We start from the raw sequence: 19,934 nt of genomic DNA on the forward strand, positions 1-19,934 counted from the left end.
GAACACTGAAACCGAAAAGGGAACCCAGGCCGGACCGAGGCGCGTGCCCCGGTGCGATGAATCAAATCAATCCATGCTGCTGAAGCTTCTTGCGTAACGTGTTGCGGTTGATGCCGAGATATTCGGCCGCGAGCGATTGGTTTCCGCCCGCCTGCTCGAGCACCACTTCGAGCAGAGGTTTTTCCACACACGAAATCACCATGTCGTACACGTCGTGCGGGTTGGAGCCGTCCAGATCCTGAAAGTAGTTGTCGAGGCTCTGGCGGACGCATTGTTCGATGTTATGTCTGCTCATGCGGCAATCAGTCGGTCTGTCGTGTTGTTGAGCGCGCCGCACGATTCTTCCCCGTCCGCGTCTTCGGCGTCACCGGACTCGTCTACGTAGACGAGACGGTCGGACAACGCCTTTTGTGCGTCGAAGAATTCGTTGACGGCGAGCAATTGTTCTTTGGTCGTGTCCAGCGTATTCATCCGGTGCCGAAAGGTGTTGGCGCCGGAAAGGCCGCGAGTGTACCAGCCGATGTGCTTGCGCGCAGTCCGAACGCCCGTGAATTCCCCGTAAAAGGCGTAGTGATCTTCGAGGTGTTCGTTCATCACCTGCTGGATCTCGTCGATGCGCGGCGGCGGCAGGCGCTCGCCCGTCTTCAGAAAATGTTCGATCTCACGGAACAGCCACGGACGTCCCTGCGCCGCGCGGCCGATCATGATGGCGTCGGCGCCGGTCGCGGCGAGCACGTCGCGCGCTTTTTCGGGCGTCGTGATATCGCCGTTCGCGACGACCGGAATCTTCACCGACGCCTTCACAGCCGCGATGGTGTCGTACTCCGCGTCGCCCTTGTAGAGATCGGCGCGCGTGCGGCCGTGGACCGTGAGCATCGAAATGCCCGCGTCCTGCGCGATGCGTGCAATGGTCAACGCGTTCTTGTTCTCGCGATTCCACCCCGTGCGAATCTTGAGCGTGACCGGCACCGCGTCCGGACCCACGCCGACCGCCTGCACCACGGCTTCCACGATGCGCGCGACGAGCGGCTCGTTCTGCAGCAGCGCCGAGCCCGCCGCGACGTTGCACACCTTCTTGGCCGGACAGCCCATGTTGATGTCGATGATCTGCGCGCCGTTCGCGACGTTGTGGCGCGCGGCTTCGGCGAGCATCTGCGGATCGGCGCCGGCGATCTGCACGGAGATCGGCTCGACCTCGCCCGCGTGATTGGCGCGGCGCATGGTCTTCTCGCTTTTCCACAACTGGGCGTTCGACGCGACCATCTCCGAAACGGCGTAGCCCGCGCCCATGCGCTTGCAGAGCTGCCGGAACGGGCGGTCGGTGACGCCTGCCATCGGAGCGACGAACAGGTTATTGCGCAGAACGTGTGAACCGATGATGGGCATGAAGGCTAAAGGACCCGCGCTGTCGGAAATCGGCCGAAGCCGCGTCAGGCGGATGCAACGTTTTTGAAGGGGAAACCACTATTTTAACGCGAAGCGCGTGCTGAATTTAAGAGCAATCGCGTGCAAGTCTTTAAATCTTCTATGAAAGCGCGGGCGGGCGTAGAGGATAAGTTCATCGACTTGCCGCTGACGATTGCCTTTTTCCAGGTCGAATCAGCGTCGCTGGCCGAACATCATCTGACGGGCGAGGGCGGTTTTTACCGGCGGCAGGAATTCGAGCGCGGTAAGCGCCAGCCCGCGCATCGCGGCCAGCGGCGGAAAATCGATCGTGAAGAGGCGCGCGAGCGTGTCGGTGGCGGTGATCGTCAGACGCCGGTCGAGCGCGCGACGTTGCGCGAAGCGCGCGAGCGCAAGCGGGCGCGGACCGTCGGCGGACAGCGCGTCGGTGAGCGCGAGCGCGTCGCGCAGGCCGAGATTCAGCCCCTGTCCCGCCACCGGATGCAGCGTTTGCGCCGCATTGCCGATCGCGACGGTGCGCCGATCCACGAGCACATCGAGCGCGGTCAGCCCGAGCGGGAAGGCCGCGCGCGACGCGATGCGCGTGAAGCGCCCCATGCGCGTGCCGAAAGCCGCGCCGAGTTCGGCGAGGAACGTGTCGTCGTCGAGTTGCATGCGGCGCGCGGCTTGATCGGGCGAGCAGCACCAGACGAGCGAATAGTCCGCGTGACGCTGGCCGCCGCACGGCAGCAGCGCGATCGGCCCTTCGCTCGTGAAGCGCTCCCACGCGGTATTCGCGCGCGGATCGGACACGCTCACCGTACCGACGATGGCTGTCTGCCCGTAATCCCGCGCGCGGCGCTCGCCGGGCGCGGCGACATCGCTTTTCTGATAGAGACCGCCTTCGGCATTCACCAGCACCTTCACGCGGATGGTGCGCTCGCCGCTCGCCGATTGCAGCGGCAGCGTGACGCTGTCGTGATCCTGCAGCGGCGCGAGGGCGGAGGTGTCGGTGAGCCAGTCGACCCGGGTCGCGCGCACCGCGTGGGCCAATGCGCCGACCAGCGAGCCGTAGCGCGCCACGTAGCCCAGTTCGGGCAATTCGTGTTCGTCGTGCTCGATCAAGGTGCGCCCGAAATGCCCGCGCTGCGATACGTGAATGTGGCGGATCGGCGTGACGTCGGCGGGAAAGCCGAGCGGCTGGAGCATCACGCGGCTGCCGTGCGACAGCGCGAGCGCGCGCGGATCGTTCACGGCGGCTTCGGGCGTGCGCGCATCGATCAGCGCGATCGAAAGCCGCGAAGTCGCGCTGCGGCGTGCGAGCCAGCCGGCCAGCGCGAGCCCGACCGGCCCCGCGCCGACGATGGCGATGTCATAGTCGAAATGCGGTTCGATGCCTTGAACGTCGCTCATGGTCAGTATGTGTTTGATTCGCGCATCAGCGCTTCGATCTCGTCGGCGGCGACGGGTACTTCACGCGTGAGCAGCTCGCAGCCGTCTTTCGTGACGATGGCGTCGTCCTCGATGCGAATGCCGATGTTCCAGAACCGTTCGGGCACATCCTCGGCCGGGCGCACGTAGAGCCCCGGCTCGATTGTCAGCGCCATGCCGGGCACGAGCGTGCGCCACGGACGCGCGCCTTGCTCATCGAGCGGGCCGTCCGCCTCGCGGTATTCGCCCGCGTCGTGCACGTCCATGCCGATCCAGTGTCCCGTGCGATGCATGTAGAAGCGCGCGTAGGCGCGTTGCGCGAGGACGTCGTCGACGCTGCCGAACTTCGTCTTGTCGAGGATTCCGGTGTCGAGCAGGCCTTGCGACAGCACTTTGAGCGCGGCCTGATGCGGGGCATCGAAGCTGACACCGGCGCGTGTCGCGTCGACGGCGGCGGCCTGCGCGGCCAGCACGATGTCGTAGAGCTCGCGTTGCGCGGGCGTGAAGCGGCCGCTCGCGGGGAAGGTGCGCGTGATGTCGGAGGCGTAGCCGTCGAGTTCGCACGCGGCGTCGATGAGGATCAGGTCGCCGTCGCGCGCGATCGCGTTGCCCGCCGGATAGTGCAGCACGCACGCGTTCGCGCCCGCCGCGACGATCGATCCGTACGCCGGCGCCTGCGCGCCGTGGCGGCGGAACGTGTAGAGCAACTCCGCTTCGATCTCGTATTCGCGCATGCCGGGACGGCACGCGCGCATCGCGCGGCGGTGCGCTTCGGCGGAAATCGATGCGGCGCGGCGCATGATCGCGATCTCGTGGGCGTCTTTGACGAGGCGCATTTCGTCGAGGATCGGCAGCAGATGCTCTGCCTTCGCGGGCGCGCGCACGCCGCTACGGCTCTGCGCGCGCACGGCGGCGAGCCAGTCGCGCACCTGCGCGTCCAGTTCCGCCGATGTGCCGAGCGCGTAATGCAGCGCGGGCTTGCCGGCGATCAGGCGCGGCATCTCTGCGTCGAGTGCGTCGATGGGGAACGCCGCGTCGAGACCGAAGGCGTCGCGCGCGGCCTCGGGGCCGAAGCGAAAGCCTTCCCACGTCTCGCGCTCGACGTTCTTCTCACGGCAGAAGAGTATCGACGCGGGCTCGTCGTTCTGCGCGCTCGCGTCGAGCACGAGCGTCGCATCGGGTTCGTCGAAGCCCGTCAGATAGTAGAAGTAGCTGTCGTGACGGAAAGGGTAGTCCGTGTCGCGATTGCGCATGACCTCCGGCGCGGTCGGCACGATGGCGACACCGCCGCCTTGCGCACGCAGCGCGGCGAGCACGCGCTCGCGACGCGTGCGGTAGATATCGACGGCGATAGGACTGGCGAGTTCGGTCGGTGAGTTCATGCGCCGATTGTAGCGCCGGCTTGGCGATGACTGCACTCGGCCATTCGGCCTATTGCGCCGGCGCGCTCGCGCACCGCAAGCTTACTCGTCGGCCGGACGATTGCGCACGCTGCCCGCGATCAGATCGAAGCGGAACAGGCGGCATTCGAGCGCACCGTTGAAGAGCGGCGTCTTGGTGGATTCGCGCAGCCGCAGCAGGCCCGGCAGCTTGCGGTCGGACGTGAGCACGTAGGCGCGCCAGCCGGGAAAGCGCTGCTTGAGCGCGTTGCCGAACGAGATGAAGAACTCGGTGTCGGCGGGATCGGGTTGCGCGCGAGCGAATGTGTCGTCGTCTTCGCGGCGGCTGCGCGCCGTATCGCGGATTTCGCCGCGCGGACCGCGCCCGCGCACTTCGATACGCTCGCCGTACGGCGGATTCGCGAGCAGGATGCCGGGGGCGTCGGTCGGCGGCACCATATTGCGCGCGTCGACCTGCTTGAGCGACAGGTCCGTGATGCCCGCGCGGCTCAGGTTCGCGCGCGCCTTGTCGAGCATGTCGCCGGAGATGTCGCTGCCGAAGATGTTCAGCTCGGCCTGCGAGGCGCGCGCGGCGCGGCGTTGTTCGAGCGCGGCCGTCTTGAGCTTTTGCCACATGCCGGGGTGAAACGGCTTGAGCTTTTCGAAGCCGAAACGCCGATCGTTGCCCGGCGCGATATTGAGCGCCGTTTGCGCAGCTTCGGCGAGGAAGGTGCCGCTGCCGCACATCGGATCGAAGAGCGGCGTGCCGGGTGTCCAGCCGGTGAGGCGCAGAATGCCCGCCGCGAGATTCTCGCGCAGCGGCGCGGCGCCTTTATCGAGACGCCAGCCGCGCTTGAAGAGCGGCTCGCCGGAAGTGTCGAGATAGAGCGTGCACTCGTTGATCGTGAGGAACGCGAACACGCGCACGTCGGGCTGCGCGGTGTCGATGCTCGGACGCGCGCCGGCGACATCGCGCAGACGGTCGCAAACGGCGTCCTTCACGCGCAGCGTAGTGAATTCGAGGCTCTTGAGCGGCGATTTGATCGCGGTGAGGTCGACGCGCATCGTCTGGCTCGGCGTGAACCATTGTTCCCAGCGCTGCCGATGCGTGAGTTCGTAGATGTCGTGCTCGTTGCGATACGGGCCGTGCGCGACCTTGAGCAGCACGCGGCTCGCGATGCGCGAATGCAGGTTCGCCGCCATGCCCGCGACCCAGCCGCCACGGAAATGCACGCCGCCGGGCACCTGCGCGCCGACGACCAGCGATCCGCCGCCCGACAGCGGCGCGCCGGCGACATGCCGTTCGCCGATCTCCGCGAGCTCGGCGGCAAGAGGTGCTTCAAGACCGCGCGGGCAGGGGACGAACCAGTCGAAGAGAGGGGAGGACATGAGAGGCGCTTCTGGCGTTCAAAGGCGGTATTGTACGCGGGTGACAATGTGCACCGTGATCTAAAATCTGGGCGCTTAGTCAAATCCTCGAAGCTGACGAAGCACATGTTCCCACTATAATTCTTCCAGGTATCGAAGATCACAGCGGGTTTCTATTGCAGCCAGATCTGAACTTTCGACATGCTCAACTGGGCGTATTTTCCTCGGTCGGACAAGGCAACTGCGCTGGCGACAGCAGTAGTTCAAGCGTTTCAAGTCTCTCATTCGTTGATAACTTCAAGCGAGCATGCATTGCCCAGCAATGCAGTATTAATGCATGTTGCTGATCCATTACGCGAGCTTGGGTTCGTAGTTGAAGCGGGGAAAAAGCACGCAGACAAAATTCGCGTGCCTGTACTCTACGGAAACAACGGACGAGTCGCGAAGTCGTTTGAAGCAGATGCGTTTCACCGCGAAGGACGCTTCGTCGTGGAGGTAGAGGCGGGGCGGGGAGTCGTGAACAACCAATTCCTCAAAGACCTCTTTCAAGCATGCATGATGGATGAGGTCGACTATCTTGCTATCGCGGTGCGGAACGTATACACGGCTGCCGGCGTATCAAATGCAGATTTCGAACGTGTCGTGACCTTCTTCGACACGCTTTTCGCGAGTAATCGTATGCGGCTTCCCTTGAAGGGCATCTTGATATTGGGTTACTGATTCGTGCACGTTGTGCTGCCAGAAAACGAGAATGCCCGCACTCAGGCGGGCATTCTTGCGCGGTGCGTACAAGATAAGTCAGGCGATGTACTTCACTCCACCGCCTTCATCATCTCCTCGACCACCTTTTTCGCATCCCCGAACACCATCATCGTCTTGTCCATATAGAACAGTTCGTTATCGAGACCGGCATACCCCGCCGCCATCGACCGCTTGTTCACGATGATCGTCCTTGCCTTGTACGCCTCGAGAATCGGCATGCCCGCGATCGGCGATTTCGGGTCGGTCTTCGCGGCCGGATTCACCACGTCGTTCGCCCCGAGCACCAGCACGACATCCGTCTGGCCGAACTCGCTGTTGATCTCGTCCATCTCCTGCACCATCTCGTACGGCACTTCGGCTTCGGCCAAGAGCACGTTCATGTGCCCCGGCATCCGTCCCGCGACCGGGTGAATCGCGTACCGCACATCGATGCCCTTCTCTACGAGCTTGTCCGTCAGCTCCTTCAACGCGTGCTGCGCGCGCGCCACGGCAAGACCGTACCCCGGCACGATCACCACGCTTTCCGCGTTGCCGAGCATAAACGCGGCGTCATCGGCGGAACCGGATTTGACCGGACGCTGCTCCGTCGCACCGCCCACGGCCGCACCGCCCGCCTCGCCGCCGAAGCCGCCGAGAATCACGTTGAAGAACGAGCGGTTCATCGCCTTGCACATGATGTACGACAGAATCGCACCCGACGAACCCACCAGCGAACCCGCGATGATCAGCATCGGATTGTTCAGCGAGAAGCCGATGCCCGCCGCCGCCCAGCCCGAGTACGAGTTCAGCATCGACACGACCACCGGCATGTCCGCGCCGCCGATCGGGATGATGATCAGCACGCCCAACGCGAACGCGATGATCGTCATGATGATGAACGGCAGCCACGATTCGGTGAGCATGAAGATCACGCCGAAGCCGATCATCGCGATGGCGAGCAGCAGGTTGATCAGATGCTGGCCCGAATACGTGACCGGCGCGCCCTGAAACAGCCGGAACTTGTACTTGCCCGACAGCTTGCCGAACGCGATCACCGAACCCGAGAATGTGATCGCGCCGACGAACGTGCCGATGAACAACTCGACGCGATTGCCATACGGAATCGGATCGCCGGGCGGCGCGAGTCCGAATGCAGCCGGCTCCGCAACCACGCCATACGCGATACACACCGCCGCGAGACCGATCAGCGAGTGCATCGCGGCGACGAGCTCGGGCATCTTGGTCATTTCGACCTTCGCCGCGATATACGCGCCTGCGCCGCCGCCGACGATCAGCGCGACGAACAGCAGCGACAGCCCGAGCGCCAGATTCGCTTCGAGATACGCGGCCTGCTTCACGATCAGCGCGAGCGTGGTGAGAATGGCGATCGCCATGCCCGTCATGCCGAACGTGTTGCCGATGCGCGCGGTCTTCGGATTGGACAAACCCTTCAGCGCCTGGATGAAACACACCGAGGCGACGAGATAGAGGAGTGTGACGACGTTAAGGCTCATTACACGCCCTCCTTGCTGGCGATCTTCTTCGGCTCTTTCTTCTTGAACATCTCCAGCATTCGCCGTGTGACGAGAAAGCCGCCGAACACGTTCACCGCCGCGAGCAGCACGGCGAGCGTGCCGAAGAACTTGCCCGCCACGCCGACCGTCAGGCCGACCGCGAGCATCGCGCCGACGATGACGATCGCCGAGATCGCGTTGGTCACGGCCATCAGCGGCGTATGCAGCGCGGGCGTGACGTTCCACACCACGTGATAGCCGACATAAATGGCCAGCACGAAGATGATGAGGTTGATCACCGTGTGATTGATGACATCCATGTGCGTCTCCGTATCGGCGTTAAGCGGCCGGACGCGTGACTTGCCCATCGCGGCACTGGAGCGTGGCCGCGACGATGTCGTCCGCGAGGTCGATGTTGAGCGTGCCTTCCTTGGTCAGGATCAGCTTCAGGAAGTCCAGAAGATTGCGGGCGTAGAGCGCGGAGGCATCGGCGCCGACCATCGAAGCGAGATTCGTATGGCCGACGATATGCACGCCGTGCTTCATCACCACCTGATCGACTTCGGTGAGCGGACAGTTGCCGCCTTTGCGTCCCTCGAACTCGGGACCGCGACCCGCGGCGAGATCGATGATCACGGAGCCCGGCTTCATGTGCTTGACCGTTTCGACGGAGATCAGCGTCGGCGCGGGGCGGCCGGGAATCAGCGCCGTCGAGATGACGATGTCCGCCGCCTTCGCACGTTCGTGCACCTGCGCCGCTTGCCGCGCGAGCCAGCTTGGCGGCATCGGGCGCGCATAGCCGCCGACGCCAACCGCAGCCTCGCGTTCCTCGTCGGTTTCGAAAGGCACGTCGACGAACTTCCCGCCAAGCGACTCGATCTGCTCCTTCACGGCGGGGCGCACGTCGGACGCTTCGACGACCGCGCCGAGACGCTTGGCCGTCGCGATCGCCTGCAGGCCCGCCACACCTGCGCCGAGCACGAGCACGCGCGCCGCTTTCACGGTGCCGGCGGCGGTCATCAGCATCGGCATGAAGCGCTGGTAATACTGGCAGGCCATCAGCACCGCCTTGTACCCGGCGATGTTCGCCTGCGACGAGAGCACATCGAGGCTCTGCGCGCGCGTCGTGCGCGGCGCGGCTTCGAGCGCGAACGCGGTGACGTTCGCTGATGCGAGCCGCGCGGTGTTCTCCGTATTGAATGGATCGAGCATGCCGATGAGCACGGCGCCCGGCTTGAGCATCGCCAGTTCGCTTTCGCTCGGCGACTGCACCTTGAGGACGATCTCGGCGGAAAAGGCCGTGGCGGCATCGACGAGATCCGCGCCCGCTTGCGCGAAGGCATCGTCGATATAGCTTGCCGGCAAGCCCGCACCGCTCTGGACAGAAACGCGATGTCCTTGCGTGACGAGCTTTTTGACCGTTTCGGGCGTGGCGGCGACGCGCGCCTCGTTCGCCCGCGTTTCTGCAGGCACTCCAATGTGCATCTTCAATTCTCCTGTCTTTGTTGCCTTCGTCACCGGGCAAGGGCTTAGGAAGGCTTAAGGCTGAGTTTTTTATTTCAAATGCTGGAACTGACGGCTATCGCAACTGTAACCGAAGAATGCGCCCACAAGAATGCGATCCGGCACTCGTTCCGCATTCGACGCTCAGCGCTTACCCTTAGGACGGCCGGGCGGGAACGCCGCCGGGACGGTAAAATATCTGACCATGAAATCAGATACTTGGGCCCCCCACGTTACGGTGGCTGCCGTCGTCGAGCGCGACGGGCGCTTTCTCGTCATCGAGGAACTCACGTCGGCAGGGCTGCGAATCAACCAACCGGCCGGTCATCTCGAGGCGGGCGAAACGCTCGTCGAAGCGGTGATTCGCGAGACGCTCGAAGAAACGGCGCATCGCTTCGAACCCGAGGCGCTCGTCGGCGCGTACATGACGCATTTCACAGGGCCGGGGCGCGATGTCACGTATCTGCGCTTCACGTTCTGCGGCAAGTCGTCGGGCGAAGAGAGCGGTCGTTCGCTCGACGAAGGCATCGTGCGCGCGATGTGGCTCACGGCCGACGAACTGCGCGCGTCGGCGGAGCGGCATCGCACGCCGCTCGTGATGAAGTGCGTCGACGATTACTTGTCCGGGCGGCGCGTGCCGCTCGATTTCATTCATACGCATTCGGTCGCGCCGGTGGTGCGGGCGTGATATCCCTATGAGCAAGCGAAAGGTAGTGGTGGGCATGTCGGGCGGCGTGGATTCGTCCGTGACGGCATGGCTTCTGAAAGAGCAGGGCTACGACGTGGTCGGCCTCTTCATGAAGAACTGGGAAGACGACGACGACGGCGAATACTGCTCGACGCGTCAGGACTGGATCGACGTGGTATCGGTCGCGGATCTGATCGGCATCGATGTCGAAGCGGTCAATTTCGCCGCCGAGTACAAGGATCGCGTGTTCGCGGAATTCCTGCGCGAATACTCGGCCGGCCGCACGCCCAATCCCGACGTGCTCTGCAACGCCGAAATCAAGTTCAAGGCGTTCCTCGACCACGCGATGTCGCTCGGCGCGGAAACCATCGCGACGGGGCACTACGCGCGCGTGCGCGAGCACGACGGGCTGTTCCAGTTGCTCAAGGCCACCGATTCGACCAAGGATCAGTCGTACTTCCTGCATCGGCTGAATCAGGCGCAATTGTCGAAGACGCTGTTCCCGCTCGGCGAAATCCCGAAGACGAAGGTGCGCGAGATCGCCGCGCAGATCGGCCTGCCGAACGCGAAGAAGAAGGATTCGACCGGCATCTGCTTCATCGGCGAACGGCCGTTCCGCGAATTCCTCAACCGCTATCTGCCGACCAAGCCGGGTCCGATGAAGACGGCCGAAGGCAAGGTCGTCGGCGAGCATATCGGGCTTGCGTTCTATACGTTCGGGCAGCGCAAGGGCATCGGCATCGGCGGCGCGAAGGACGGCAGCGGCGAGCCGTGGTTCGTCGCCGGCAAGGACATGGCGAGCAACACGCTGTATGTCGTGCAGGGACACGATCACCCGTGGCTGCTGTCGCCGACGCTCGTCGCGGGCAACACGAGCTGGGTCGCGGGTTTCGCGCCGGAAGAGGGCGCGGCGTGCGGCGCCAAGACGCGTTATCGGCAGCAGGACGCGGCGTGCCGCTTCGCCAATGCCGACGACGCCCGCTTCGCGCTCCATTTCGACGAAGCGCAGTGGGCGGTGACGCCCGGGCAATCCGCCGTGCTGTATCAGGGCGAGGTGTGTCTCGGCGGCGGCATCATCGAGCACGCGACGGTGGGGCAGGAATCATCGCAGGCTGTGTTGCTTTCTGCCGCGCGCTGAGGTCCGGCAGGTTGGTTTATCCGCGAGCCCCGGCTGTGTCCGGGGCTTTTCATTTTCCCTATCGATCCGATAAAAGCTTTTTTGATACAAGCGCTTGACTATCTATCTAGTGGTAGATAAATTACGCACATCGAGGGCAGGGACAATCACACAAATGGACAAGAACACGGTACGCGAAGCGCTGCTGGACCATGCCCAGACGTTGCTGATGACGCGCGGCTACAACGGTTTCAGTTACCGCGACCTGTCCAATCTGGTCGGCGTGAAGACGTCCAGCATCCACTATTACTTTCCGACGAAGGAAGATCTCGCGCTCGAAGCCGTCAACGCGTACAGCGCGGACCTGATGTCGTCCATCTACGCGATCGACAGTTCCGCCCCAGCCGACAAGAAGCTGGACCGTTATGCCAGGCTGTTCGGGCGGATCATCGGCGGGGGCAATCAGATCTGCCTGTGCGGCATGCTGGCGTCCGATATCGAATCGTTGCCGGAGAAAGTGCGATACGCGGTCCAGTCGTTCTACAGGGCCAACGAGAACTGGCTGGCGAAAGTGCTTGCCGAAGGCGAAGCGCAGGACACGCTCGATGCGGGCGGCAATCCCGAAGCCGCGGCCCGCAGGCTGTATGCGACATTTCAGGGCAGCCTGCTCGCATGTCGCCTGTTCCAGACGCGCGCGCGGCTAGAAGAAGTCACGGACGCCGTGCGCCGGTAGATAACCCTGTGGATAACCGTGTGAAAAACCCGTGAACGGGCGTTCGATCATCTATCTTTGAATAGATAGATTTTGGCGGAAAAAACCAGTTATTCGATCCGCGATGCGCCTGGTTCGTCGAAGTGGCCGGTCATACGACTTCACGCGAGGAAAACGCGAGCGCATCGCACGGTCATATGGTTCTACCGTAACCGACTGTCTATCTAGTCGTAGATGGAATTTGGTTTTACGTCAGACCGGAGCGGTATCCACGAACGACTGACGCTGCGAGATGCGTGCGTAGTACTTGTCGAGATTCGGATGCGCCTCGCGCCAGTTCACATCGGGCATGCGGAAGTCGAGATAGCCGAGCGCGCAGCCGCACGCGATATCCGCAAGCGTGAAGCGGTTCGCCGAACACCACTGCTTCGAGCCGATGCCGCGCGCCATCGCGCGCAAGCCGTCTTCGATCTTGTGGCGCTGACGCGCGATCCACTTCTCGCTGCGATGCGCTTCCTCACGCAACACGCCTTCGAGACGCATCAGCACGGCGGCGTCGAGCATGCCGTCGGCGAGCGCTTCCCAGCAACGCACTTCGGTGCGCTCGCGGCGCTCCTGCGGCAGCAGCTTGCCGACAGGCGTGAGCGTGTCCACGTACTCGCAGATGACGCGCGAGTCGAACACCGCTTCGCCGTCGTCGAGAATGAGGCACGGCACCTTGCCGAGCGGGTTGTAGTCGTGGATCTTCGAATCGGATGCCCAAACGTCCTCGAGCACCAGTTCGCAGTCGATCTTCTTCTCCGCCATGACGATCCGTACCTTGCGGACGAACGGGCTGGGATGCGAACCGATCAGTTTCATCATCTAATTTTCACGGTTGATTCGGAATGCGGGCGACGACGATCTTAACCGGGCGCGCACGAACCATCGGCAAATTAGAGATAGCGGTGTCGGACAATGTCGCCTGCGGACAACATCGGTTCATTGCGCGGCGGCAGTCGTCGCGGCGCTCGCGGACGGACACGGCAGGACCGGCGCGGCGGCGGGCTTCGTGATCGCGCCGCTTTTGCCCTTCGTGGACGCAGCCGGCGCGCTCGCGTTCGCGTGCGGCAATGAACTCAGGCTGCGCACGCCTGCCGAGATCGCGGAGGCGAGCGCGTCCACCGCCTTGCGATGACCCTCGACGAGCGCGTCGTAGCCCGTGTCTACGCGCTCCTGCGCGACGGTCCGGCACGTCAGCACGGTATCCGATCCGGCGGCGCGCACGCTCCACACGGCGTCGATCACGGCCTGCGAGCCCGGCCACGATTCGAAGCGCTGCACGTTCACCTTGACGCGATACACCGGCACCGACTCCGGATGCGGGGTGCCGTAGACATCGATCGCGCCGAGCTGCTGCGTGAGATCGGCGGACAGCGCGCGGCGCACTTCGTCGCCGGGCAGCGACGCCCAGCGTTCCTCTTCGAGCACACGCACCTGCGCAGGACTCGTCTGCACGACCAACTGATTTTTGGCGACCTGCTGCGGCATGTCGACGGGCGCCAGCTCGAAGTAGAACGAAGCGGGCGTGGACGGCACGGGCCGCGCGTCGCCGCCGCCGAGCGTGTAGAACCGGCTCGACGGCGAGGCGCAGGCGGCGAGCATGGCTGCCGCGCTCAGGATCGATATCAACGAGCCGAACTTCATGGTTTGTCTCCCGATTTACCGCGAATCAGCGATTCCGGATGGCGTTCCAGATAGTCCGCGAGCGAGTTGAGCGATTGCAGCGTGCGGGTGAGTTCCTGCAGCGCCTGATGCACGTCCGACTGAAGCGGCGAGTCCGATTGCAGCGTCGATTGCGCCTGGCCGAAGGTCTTCTTCGCCTGCGTGAGCGTGTCGCGCATTTCCGGCAGGACTTCCTTGTCCATCCGGTCGAACAGCGCGTTCGCATTCTTGAGCGAGCCGTTCAGGTTAGTGCCGATCTCGTCGAACGGAATCTTGTCGATCTTGCGCGCGATGTCCGCGATCTGCAGTTGCAGCTCGTCGAGCGTGTTCGGCACGGTCGGCAGTTCGAACGGATCGGCATTGACGTTGACTTTCACGGGCGACGCCTTCGGGAAGAAGTCGAGCGCGATATACAACTGACTCGTCAGCAGGTTGCCGGTGCGCAACTGTCCGCGCAGGCCGCGATTGACGAGCATCTGCAGCATGTCCTGGCTCGCGGCGGAGCCTTGCTCCGGCAACGCGTGCTTCGAGCGCTTGCCAAGGCGATCCGGATAGACATCGATCGTCACCGGCATCATGAACGAACGCGATTTCGGATCGTACTGCACGCCGATGCCCGTCACCTGTCCGAGCACGATGCCGCGGAAATCGACCGGCGCGCCGACCGACAAGCCGCGCAGCGACTGATTGAAGTTCATCACGACGTGCACGGGCTGGCCGTCCGGATCGCGCATGGCGTCGGCCTGATCGCCGGCGAGACTGAAGGTCGCGTTGTTCTGCGCCTGCGGCCCCGACTGCTGGTTGGGCGGCGTCTGGAACGCGATGCCGCCGAGCACGACCGTCGCGAGCGACTGCGTGTTGAGCGTGAAGCCGCTCGAATCGAGCCGCAGGTCGACGCCGCTCGCATGCCACCAGCGCGAGTTCGTGCCGACGTACTGATCGTAAGGCGCGGTGACGAACACCTGCAGCGTGACGCCGGTGCCGTCCTTGTCGAGCGAGAAGGCGACGACCTGCCCGACCTGCACGCGCCGGTAATAGACCGGCGAGCCGATATCGAGCGAGCCGAGCGATTCGCCATGCAACGTGAAGGTGTGGCCCTTCTGGTCACCGGTCACGGCGGGCGGCGTCTCGAGACCGACGAAGTAGGTCTGGTCTTCGGTGGACCTGCCCGCGTCGACGCCGATATACGCACCCGACAGCAGCGTCGACAGACCGGTCACGCCGCTCGCTGCCACGCGCGGACGCACGATCCAGAAGCGCGTGTCCTTCACGGCGAAATCGGTGGCTTCCTTGGTGAGCAAAACATCGACGAGCACGCGCGAATGATCCTTCGACAGCGTGATGGTCTTGACCGTGCCGATATCGACGTCCTTGAACTTCACCTTCGTCTTGCCGGGCTCGAGGCCTTCCGCGCTCACGAAGCTGATCGTCACGGTCGGACCGCGGCTCGACACCGTCTTCACGACGAGGATCACGCCGATCAGCGCCGCGACGAGCGGAATCACCCACACGAGCGAAGGCAGCCAGCGGCTGCGCGGTTCGATCACGGGCTCGGGCAGATTCGGCGGCAGGCCGCCGCCGCCTTTGTCACCTGAGGACGGCGGCGCGGGCTGCTTCGGGTCGTTCGGACCTTGGGCACTAGTCATGTTTCTTTCCTGACGGTTCGATGTTGTCCCACATGAGGCGCGGGTCGAATTGCATGGACGCGATCATCGTCAGCACGACGACCGACGCGAACGCCAGCGCGCCCGGCCCCGGCGTGATGACGGCGAGCGACTTGAAGCGCACCAGCGCGATGGTCAGCGTGATCACGAAGATATCGAGCATCGACCAGCGGCCGATGCCCTCGACGAGGCGAAACAGCGTCGTGCGCTGGCGCAGTCGCCAGATCGAGCGCCGCTGCACGCTGATGACGAGAAAGCCGAGCGTGACGAGCTTCAACATCGGCACGAGAATGCTGGCGATGAAAATCACCGCGGCGAGCGGATAGTCGCCGTCGTTCCAGAAGAGCGCGACGCCGCTCATGATGGTGTCGTCCTCGGAGCCGAGAATCGACGACGTATGCATGATCGGAAAGAGATTTGCCGGGATATACAGAATCGCCGCGCTGATGAGCAGCGCCCACGTGCGCGCGATGCTGTCCGGATGACGCCGGTGCACGACGGCATCGCAGCGCGTGCAGCGCTGCTTCTCGACGGTGCGCGCGAGCGGCTGCACGAGCCCGCACGCGTGACAGCTCACGACGTGCGCGCGCGACGCCGTGGTGTAGTGCGTCTCGCTCGCTGGCTCGCCGGTGTTCGAATCGACTGGATCGTTCACGATTTCTGCCTCGCGTCGGAGGGTAGGTGCTTCTGGCTGCCTGCTCGCCTCGGCTCGCCGCGCTGACCGAGCTTTTCCGCGAGATCCCAGAGCGCGCGCGGATCGAAACTCACGACAACCGCGAACATGAGCGTCAGCGCGCCGAACGCGAACAGCGCCGCTTCGGGAATCACGCGCGCGATGCTGACCATCTTCACCAGCGTGACGAGCACGCCGAGCATGAACACTTCGATCATGCCCCACGGACGCACGAACTGAATGCCGCGCAACAGCGCGTTGAAGCCCGGCGGAACGTAGCCCGAGCGCATCGGAAGCAGTACGTAAAGCAGCGCGAGCAGCTCGCACAGAGGAAACAGAATGGTCGAGCAGAACACGAGCACGGCCATGATCTCCATCTGCTCGTTCCACAATGCGACGATCGCGCCGATGAGCGTGGTCTGCGACGTGAGACCGTTGGCGTCCAGCTCGACGATGGGAAAGCCCTGCGCGATCACGAAGGTGACGAGCGCGGCGAGTGTCATCGCGCAGATTTTGTCGAGGTTCGACGAGATGCTGCGATAAAGCAGCGATCCGCAGCGGGGGCATTTCGCCGAGCTTCGCTGAGGCAGCGCACGTTTGAGGTAGAGCGCGTCGCATTCGTGACACGCGATGAGTTCTTCCGGATCGTTCGCGTTCATGGTCGAGGCCCGAGACTGGTCGAGCGTATTTGTCGGGTGCCGCGAGGACCGGCTCCGACGGAGCATAGCAAGCTGCGGGCCAGCGCGAATGGTAGCAGCATGGTATCAAATGGCGACTTGCCGACGTCATTGGGCGGGTCGCCTCGTCATGGACGGAATGAAATCGCTGCGTCGCGCGTTAATACATTGATGCCGGAATCCGTCGCGGTTGATGCCGCTTCTTCTTCGCGCCTTCATCGACCGTTGCACGCATGGAATAGTTCGTTGCACGCGCGGCACGCGAGGCGCGGGAATATGGCTCGATCGCCCGCAAAGCCACGCGGGGACTGGTTTTGCGGATTTCCGGCAGGCTTTTTTCACGCGCTGGCAAATCGTTGGCATTGAGGTAGCATGGCGGCCTTACATGCTTGTCGTCGGGCGACGGCAAGACGGGAAACATCGAACACCTGGGTGAAAGCAATATGGAAAGCAGCGCACGCATCGCGGCACCCGCGCCGGCGCAACGTTACAGCGCCACGGCGATCGGGCTGCACTGGCTGATCGCGTTGTTGATCGTAGGCGGCTTCTGGCTCGGCTGGATCATGACCGATATTCCCGGCATCACGCCGACCAAGCTCAAGTACTTCTCGTGGCACAAGTGGATCGGCGTGACGGTGTTCGCGCTCGCGCTCCTGCGTCTCATCTGGCGCGCGACTCATGCGGCGCCGGCGATGCCCGATGGCATGCCGCAATGGCAGCAGCGCGCGGCGAATTTCGCACATTTCCTGCTCTACGCGCTGATGCTCATCATTCCGGCGTCGGGTTATCTCTACAGCTCGGCGGCGGGCATCCAGGTGGTCTATCTCGGCGTGCTGCCGCTGCCGACCATCATCGGTCCGGACAAGGCGCTGAAGGCGACGCTGCGCATCGTGCACGTCGCGCTGAACTACACGCTGCTGTTCTTCGTCGTGATGCATGTGCTCGCCGCGCTGAAGCATCACTTCGTCGATCGCGACGGCTTGCTCGGGCGCATGCTGCCTTTTCTCAGATGACTCGGACAGGCGCATCGCATTGTTTCCTCGCCGTTGGCAGGACGTTTCCCCACGGCTGATTGTTCTCGCGTTCTTTTGATTTCCAATATCGGTTTGTTCGATCGAACCGTTTGAATAGGGCACACATGAAAGTGAAACTCAATCGCTGGATGCTGGTTACGGCCGCTTCGCTCGCGCTCGTCGCCGGCGCGCACGCGCAGGTGGACATGAGCAAGAGCACGGTGATCGCCACCTCGAAGCAGATGAACGTGCCCACCGACGGCAAGTTCAACAAGTTCACCGCGCAGATCGCGTTCGATCCGGCGAAGCCGGCGGCGGGCTCGGCGAACATCACGATCGACACCGGCAGCTACGACCTCGGCGACGACGAGTACAACAAGCAGGTGCGCGGCGCGGAATGGTTCGACGCGGCCAAGTTCCCGAGCGCGACCTTCGTCTCCAGCGCGATCGCGCCGGCGGGCGCCAACAAGTACAACGTGACGGGCAAGATCACCATCAAGGGCAAGTCGCAGACGGTCACGGTGCCCGTGACGGTCACGCAGCAGGGCGCGACGGAAACCTTCGACGGCGCGTTGCCCATCAAGCGCACCCAGTTCGATGTCGGAACGGGTGAATGGAAAGACACGTCGATCGTCGCCGACGACGTCGTCATCAAGTTTCACATCGTCGCCGCGAAGAAGTGAGCGGCACTTTCGTCACACACACGCATTCAGCGTATCTGGTTAGTCAGGAGAAGAACTTGAAAAAGCTTTCGATCATCGCCGCGGGCGCGCTCGCACTGGGTCTGTCGTCCGTCGCTTCGGTGAGCGCTTTCGCCGCTGACACGTATCAACTCGACCCGAACCACACGTACCCGAGCTTCGAGGCCGACCACTTCGGCGGCGTCTCGACCTGGCGCGGCAAGTTCAACAAGAGCAGCGGCACCGTGGTGCTCGATCGCGCGGCGAAGACCGGCACGGTCGACGTGACCATCGACGTGGCCTCGATCAATACCGGCAACGTGAAGCTGGACGAGCATCTGCAAAAGGCCGAGTTCTTCGATGCCGCGAAGTATCCGACGGCGGTGTACAAGGGCACGTCGATCAAGTTCGACGGCGACAAGCCCTCGGAAGTGATCGGCACGCTGACGATGCATGGCGTGACGAAGCCGATCAACCTGAAGGTCGAGAACTTCAAGTGCTTCGTGAATCCGATGATGAAGAAGGAAGTGTGCGGCGTCGAAGCGACGACGACCTTCGATCGTGGCGACTTCGGGATGGACTACGGCAAGGCGTATGGTTTCAGCCTCAAGACGGTGCTGCATATTCAGGCCGAGGGCATCAAGCAGTAAGTTCGGCGCGCTGAAACAAAACGGCCGGTCTTTGCAGACCGGCCGTTTTTTTATGCTTGCTTGGAGCGCATGAAGCTCAAACCTGCGCGCCCGCATTCGGATCGTTCGGATCGAACTTGTCTTTCTTGTCCTTCACGAGATCCTCACGCTTCACGCCGAACCACATCGCGAGCGCCGCCGCGACGAACACCGACGAATAGATACCGAACAGAATACCGACGGTCAGCGCCAGCGCGAAGTAATGCAGCGTCGGGCCGCCGAAGAAGAACATCGACAGCACCATCATTTCCGTACAGCCGTGGGTGATGATGGTTCGCGACATCGTGCTCGTGATCGCGTGGTCGATCACTTCCTTCACGGTCATCTTGCGCTGCTTGCGGAACGTCTCGCGAATCCGGTCGAAGATAACCACCGACTCGTTCACCGAATATCCGAGCACCGCGAGAATCGCCGCCAGCACGGACAGCGAGAACTCCCACTGGAAATACGCGAAGAAGCCGAGAATGATCACCACGTCGTGCAGGTTCGCGATGATGCCCGCCACCGCGTACTTCCATTCGAAGCGGAACGACAGGTAAATCACGATGCCGATCACCACGCACGCGAGCGCGAGCAGGCCGTTCGTCACGAGCTCCTTGCCGACCTGCGGGCCGACGAACTCGACGCGCTGCAGCTTCACCTGAGCGTTGTCGGTCTTGAGCGCGGTCATCACCTGATCGCTCTGTTGCGCGGACGTGAGGCCCTGCTTGAGCGGCAGACGGATCAGCACGTCCTGCGACGTGCCGAAGTTCTGCACCTGCGCGTCGGGATAGCCGAGCTTCGCCATCGACGCGCGCACCGGCTCGAGCTGCGCCGCCTGCGGATACTGCACTTCGACGACCGTGCCGCCGGTGAACTCCACCGACAGATGCAGGCCGCGATGCATCAGGAAAAATACGGCCACGAGGAACGTCACGAGCGAAATCACGTTGAAAATCAACGCGCGCTCCATGAACGGCAAGTCGCGGCGAATGCGGAAGAATTCCATTGTCTAGTGC

22 protein-coding genes are annotated in these 19,934 nt (G+C 63.3%); 7 read left to right on the forward strand and 15 right to left on the reverse strand.

Annotation, left to right across the window (positions count from 1 at the left end):
• Positions 1-61 precede the first annotated feature (61 nt).
• From BTHE68_RS01640 to BTHE68_RS01660, 5 genes are all read right to left on the reverse strand, one after another.
• Positions 62-295 (reverse strand): Fis family transcriptional regulator, encoded by a 234-nt coding sequence (locus BTHE68_RS01640; RefSeq protein ID WP_040052966.1) that lies wholly within the window; start codon positions 293-295, stop codon positions 62-64.
• Positions 292-1,386: a tRNA dihydrouridine synthase DusB gene (dusB, locus tag BTHE68_RS01645; protein WP_162064858.1), complete on the reverse strand. Its 1,095-nt coding sequence runs from the start codon at positions 1,384-1,386 to the stop codon at positions 292-294. The genes BTHE68_RS01640 and dusB overlap by 4 nt, the downstream gene beginning before the upstream one ends.
• Before the next feature lie 213 nt (positions 1,387-1,599).
• Complete coding sequence (locus tag BTHE68_RS01650; RefSeq protein WP_162064859.1) at positions 1,600-2,796, reverse strand: UbiH/UbiF/VisC/COQ6 family ubiquinone biosynthesis hydroxylase; 1,197 nt, start codon at positions 2,794-2,796, stop codon at positions 1,600-1,602.
• A gap of 2 nt (positions 2,797-2,798) precedes the next feature.
• Positions 2,799-4,196, reverse strand: coding sequence for an aminopeptidase P N-terminal domain-containing protein (locus tag BTHE68_RS01655; protein WP_162064860.1), 1,398 nt, complete (start codon positions 4,194-4,196; stop codon positions 2,799-2,801).
• Positions 4,197-4,277: 81 nt separating this feature from the next.
• A complete protein-coding gene (locus BTHE68_RS01660) occupies positions 4,278-5,582 on the reverse strand; it encodes a THUMP domain-containing class I SAM-dependent RNA methyltransferase (RefSeq protein ID WP_162064861.1) in 1,305 nt (434 codons plus the stop codon).
• A gap of 180 nt (positions 5,583-5,762) precedes the next feature.
• Here BTHE68_RS01660 and BTHE68_RS01665 point away from each other — a divergent pair, with 180 nt between their 5' ends.
• Positions 5,763-6,281 carry a hypothetical protein gene (locus tag BTHE68_RS01665; protein ID WP_162064862.1) on the forward strand — a complete coding sequence of 173 codons (519 nt, stop codon included), beginning with the start codon at positions 5,763-5,765 and terminating at the stop codon, positions 6,279-6,281.
• Positions 6,282-6,373: 92 nt separating this feature from the next.
• Here BTHE68_RS01665 and BTHE68_RS01670 read toward each other — a convergent pair whose 3' ends face one another.
• Genes BTHE68_RS01670 through BTHE68_RS01680 form a run of 3 tightly spaced genes read right to left on the reverse strand, consistent with a single transcriptional unit; the run spans position 6,374 to position 9,301 of the window.
• Positions 6,374-7,816: an NAD(P)(+) transhydrogenase (Re/Si-specific) subunit beta gene (locus tag BTHE68_RS01670; protein WP_162064863.1), complete on the reverse strand. Its 1,443-nt coding sequence runs from the start codon at positions 7,814-7,816 to the stop codon at positions 6,374-6,376.
• Positions 7,816-8,136: an NAD(P) transhydrogenase subunit alpha part 2 gene (locus tag BTHE68_RS01675; protein ID WP_061164611.1), complete on the reverse strand. Its 321-nt coding sequence runs from the start codon at positions 8,134-8,136 to the stop codon at positions 7,816-7,818. Before BTHE68_RS01675 ends, BTHE68_RS01670 begins: the two co-directional genes overlap by 1 nt.
• A gap of 19 nt (positions 8,137-8,155) precedes the next feature.
• Complete coding sequence (locus BTHE68_RS01680) at positions 8,156-9,301, reverse strand: Re/Si-specific NAD(P)(+) transhydrogenase subunit alpha (RefSeq protein WP_162064864.1); 1,146 nt, start codon at positions 9,299-9,301, stop codon at positions 8,156-8,158.
• A gap of 223 nt (positions 9,302-9,524) precedes the next feature.
• Here BTHE68_RS01680 and BTHE68_RS01685 point away from each other — a divergent pair, with 223 nt between their 5' ends.
• The 3 genes from BTHE68_RS01685 (at position 9,525) to BTHE68_RS01695 (ending at position 11,857) form a co-directional block, all read left to right on the forward strand.
• Positions 9,525-10,007 carry an NUDIX hydrolase gene (locus BTHE68_RS01685; protein ID WP_174257976.1) on the forward strand — a complete coding sequence of 161 codons (483 nt, stop codon included), beginning with the start codon at positions 9,525-9,527 and terminating at the stop codon, positions 10,005-10,007.
• A 7-nt stretch (positions 10,008-10,014) separates the two neighbouring features.
• Positions 10,015-11,145, forward strand: coding sequence for a tRNA 2-thiouridine(34) synthase MnmA (gene mnmA / locus BTHE68_RS01690; protein ID WP_162064865.1), 1,131 nt, complete (start codon positions 10,015-10,017; stop codon positions 11,143-11,145).
• A 154-nt stretch (positions 11,146-11,299) separates the two neighbouring features.
• Positions 11,300-11,857 carry a TetR/AcrR family transcriptional regulator gene (locus BTHE68_RS01695; protein WP_162064866.1) on the forward strand — a complete coding sequence of 186 codons (558 nt, stop codon included), beginning with the start codon at positions 11,300-11,302 and terminating at the stop codon, positions 11,855-11,857.
• Between the two features lie 231 nt (positions 11,858-12,088).
• On the opposite strand, the gene BTHE68_RS01700 is transcribed toward BTHE68_RS01695, so the two are convergent.
• From BTHE68_RS01700 to BTHE68_RS01725, 6 genes are all read right to left on the reverse strand, one after another.
• On the reverse strand, positions 12,089-12,700 hold the full coding sequence (locus BTHE68_RS01700) for a glutathione S-transferase N-terminal domain-containing protein (protein WP_174257977.1): 612 nt from the start codon (positions 12,698-12,700) through the stop codon (positions 12,089-12,091).
• A 117-nt stretch (positions 12,701-12,817) separates the two neighbouring features.
• Positions 12,818-13,522, reverse strand: a complete 705-nt coding sequence (locus tag BTHE68_RS01705) for a PqiC family protein (protein WP_162064867.1) — start codon at positions 13,520-13,522, stop codon at positions 12,818-12,820.
• Positions 13,519-15,186, reverse strand: coding sequence for a PqiB family protein (locus BTHE68_RS01710; RefSeq protein WP_162064868.1), 1,668 nt, complete (start codon positions 15,184-15,186; stop codon positions 13,519-13,521). The genes BTHE68_RS01705 and BTHE68_RS01710 overlap by 4 nt, the downstream gene beginning before the upstream one ends.
• Positions 15,179-15,859 (reverse strand): paraquat-inducible protein A, encoded by a 681-nt coding sequence (locus BTHE68_RS01715; RefSeq protein WP_162064869.1) that lies wholly within the window; start codon positions 15,857-15,859, stop codon positions 15,179-15,181. The genes BTHE68_RS01710 and BTHE68_RS01715 overlap by 8 nt, the downstream gene beginning before the upstream one ends.
• The gene (locus BTHE68_RS01720; protein WP_162064870.1) at positions 15,856-16,536 is read right to left on the reverse strand and encodes a paraquat-inducible protein A; all 681 of its coding nucleotides are present in this window, start codon (positions 16,534-16,536) and stop codon (positions 15,856-15,858) included. Before BTHE68_RS01720 ends, BTHE68_RS01715 begins: the two co-directional genes overlap by 4 nt.
• 178 nt (positions 16,537-16,714) lie before the next feature.
• On the reverse strand, positions 16,715-16,975 hold the full coding sequence (locus BTHE68_RS01725; RefSeq protein WP_162064871.1) for a hypothetical protein: 261 nt from the start codon (positions 16,973-16,975) through the stop codon (positions 16,715-16,717).
• A 22-nt stretch (positions 16,976-16,997) separates the two neighbouring features.
• On the opposite strand from BTHE68_RS01725, the gene BTHE68_RS01730 reads away from it, so the two are divergent.
• From BTHE68_RS01730 to BTHE68_RS01740, 3 genes are all read left to right on the forward strand, one after another.
• Positions 16,998-17,567: a cytochrome b gene (locus tag BTHE68_RS01730; RefSeq protein WP_162064872.1), complete on the forward strand. Its 570-nt coding sequence runs from the start codon at positions 16,998-17,000 to the stop codon at positions 17,565-17,567.
• Between the two features lie 125 nt (positions 17,568-17,692).
• A complete protein-coding gene (locus BTHE68_RS01735) occupies positions 17,693-18,250 on the forward strand; it encodes a YceI family protein (protein WP_162064873.1) in 558 nt (185 codons plus the stop codon).
• Between the two features lie 56 nt (positions 18,251-18,306).
• Positions 18,307-18,897, forward strand: a complete 591-nt coding sequence (locus tag BTHE68_RS01740) for a YceI family protein (protein ID WP_162064874.1) — start codon at positions 18,307-18,309, stop codon at positions 18,895-18,897.
• A 76-nt stretch (positions 18,898-18,973) separates the two neighbouring features.
• Here BTHE68_RS01740 and secF read toward each other — a convergent pair whose 3' ends face one another.
• On the reverse strand, positions 18,974-19,924 hold the full coding sequence (gene secF, locus BTHE68_RS01745) for a protein translocase subunit SecF (protein WP_061172803.1): 951 nt from the start codon (positions 19,922-19,924) through the stop codon (positions 18,974-18,976).
• Positions 19,925-19,934 lie beyond the last annotated feature (10 nt).

Source organism: Burkholderia sp. THE68 (assembly GCF_009938265.1).
GTDB lineage: Bacteria > Pseudomonadota > Gammaproteobacteria > Burkholderiales > Burkholderiaceae > Caballeronia.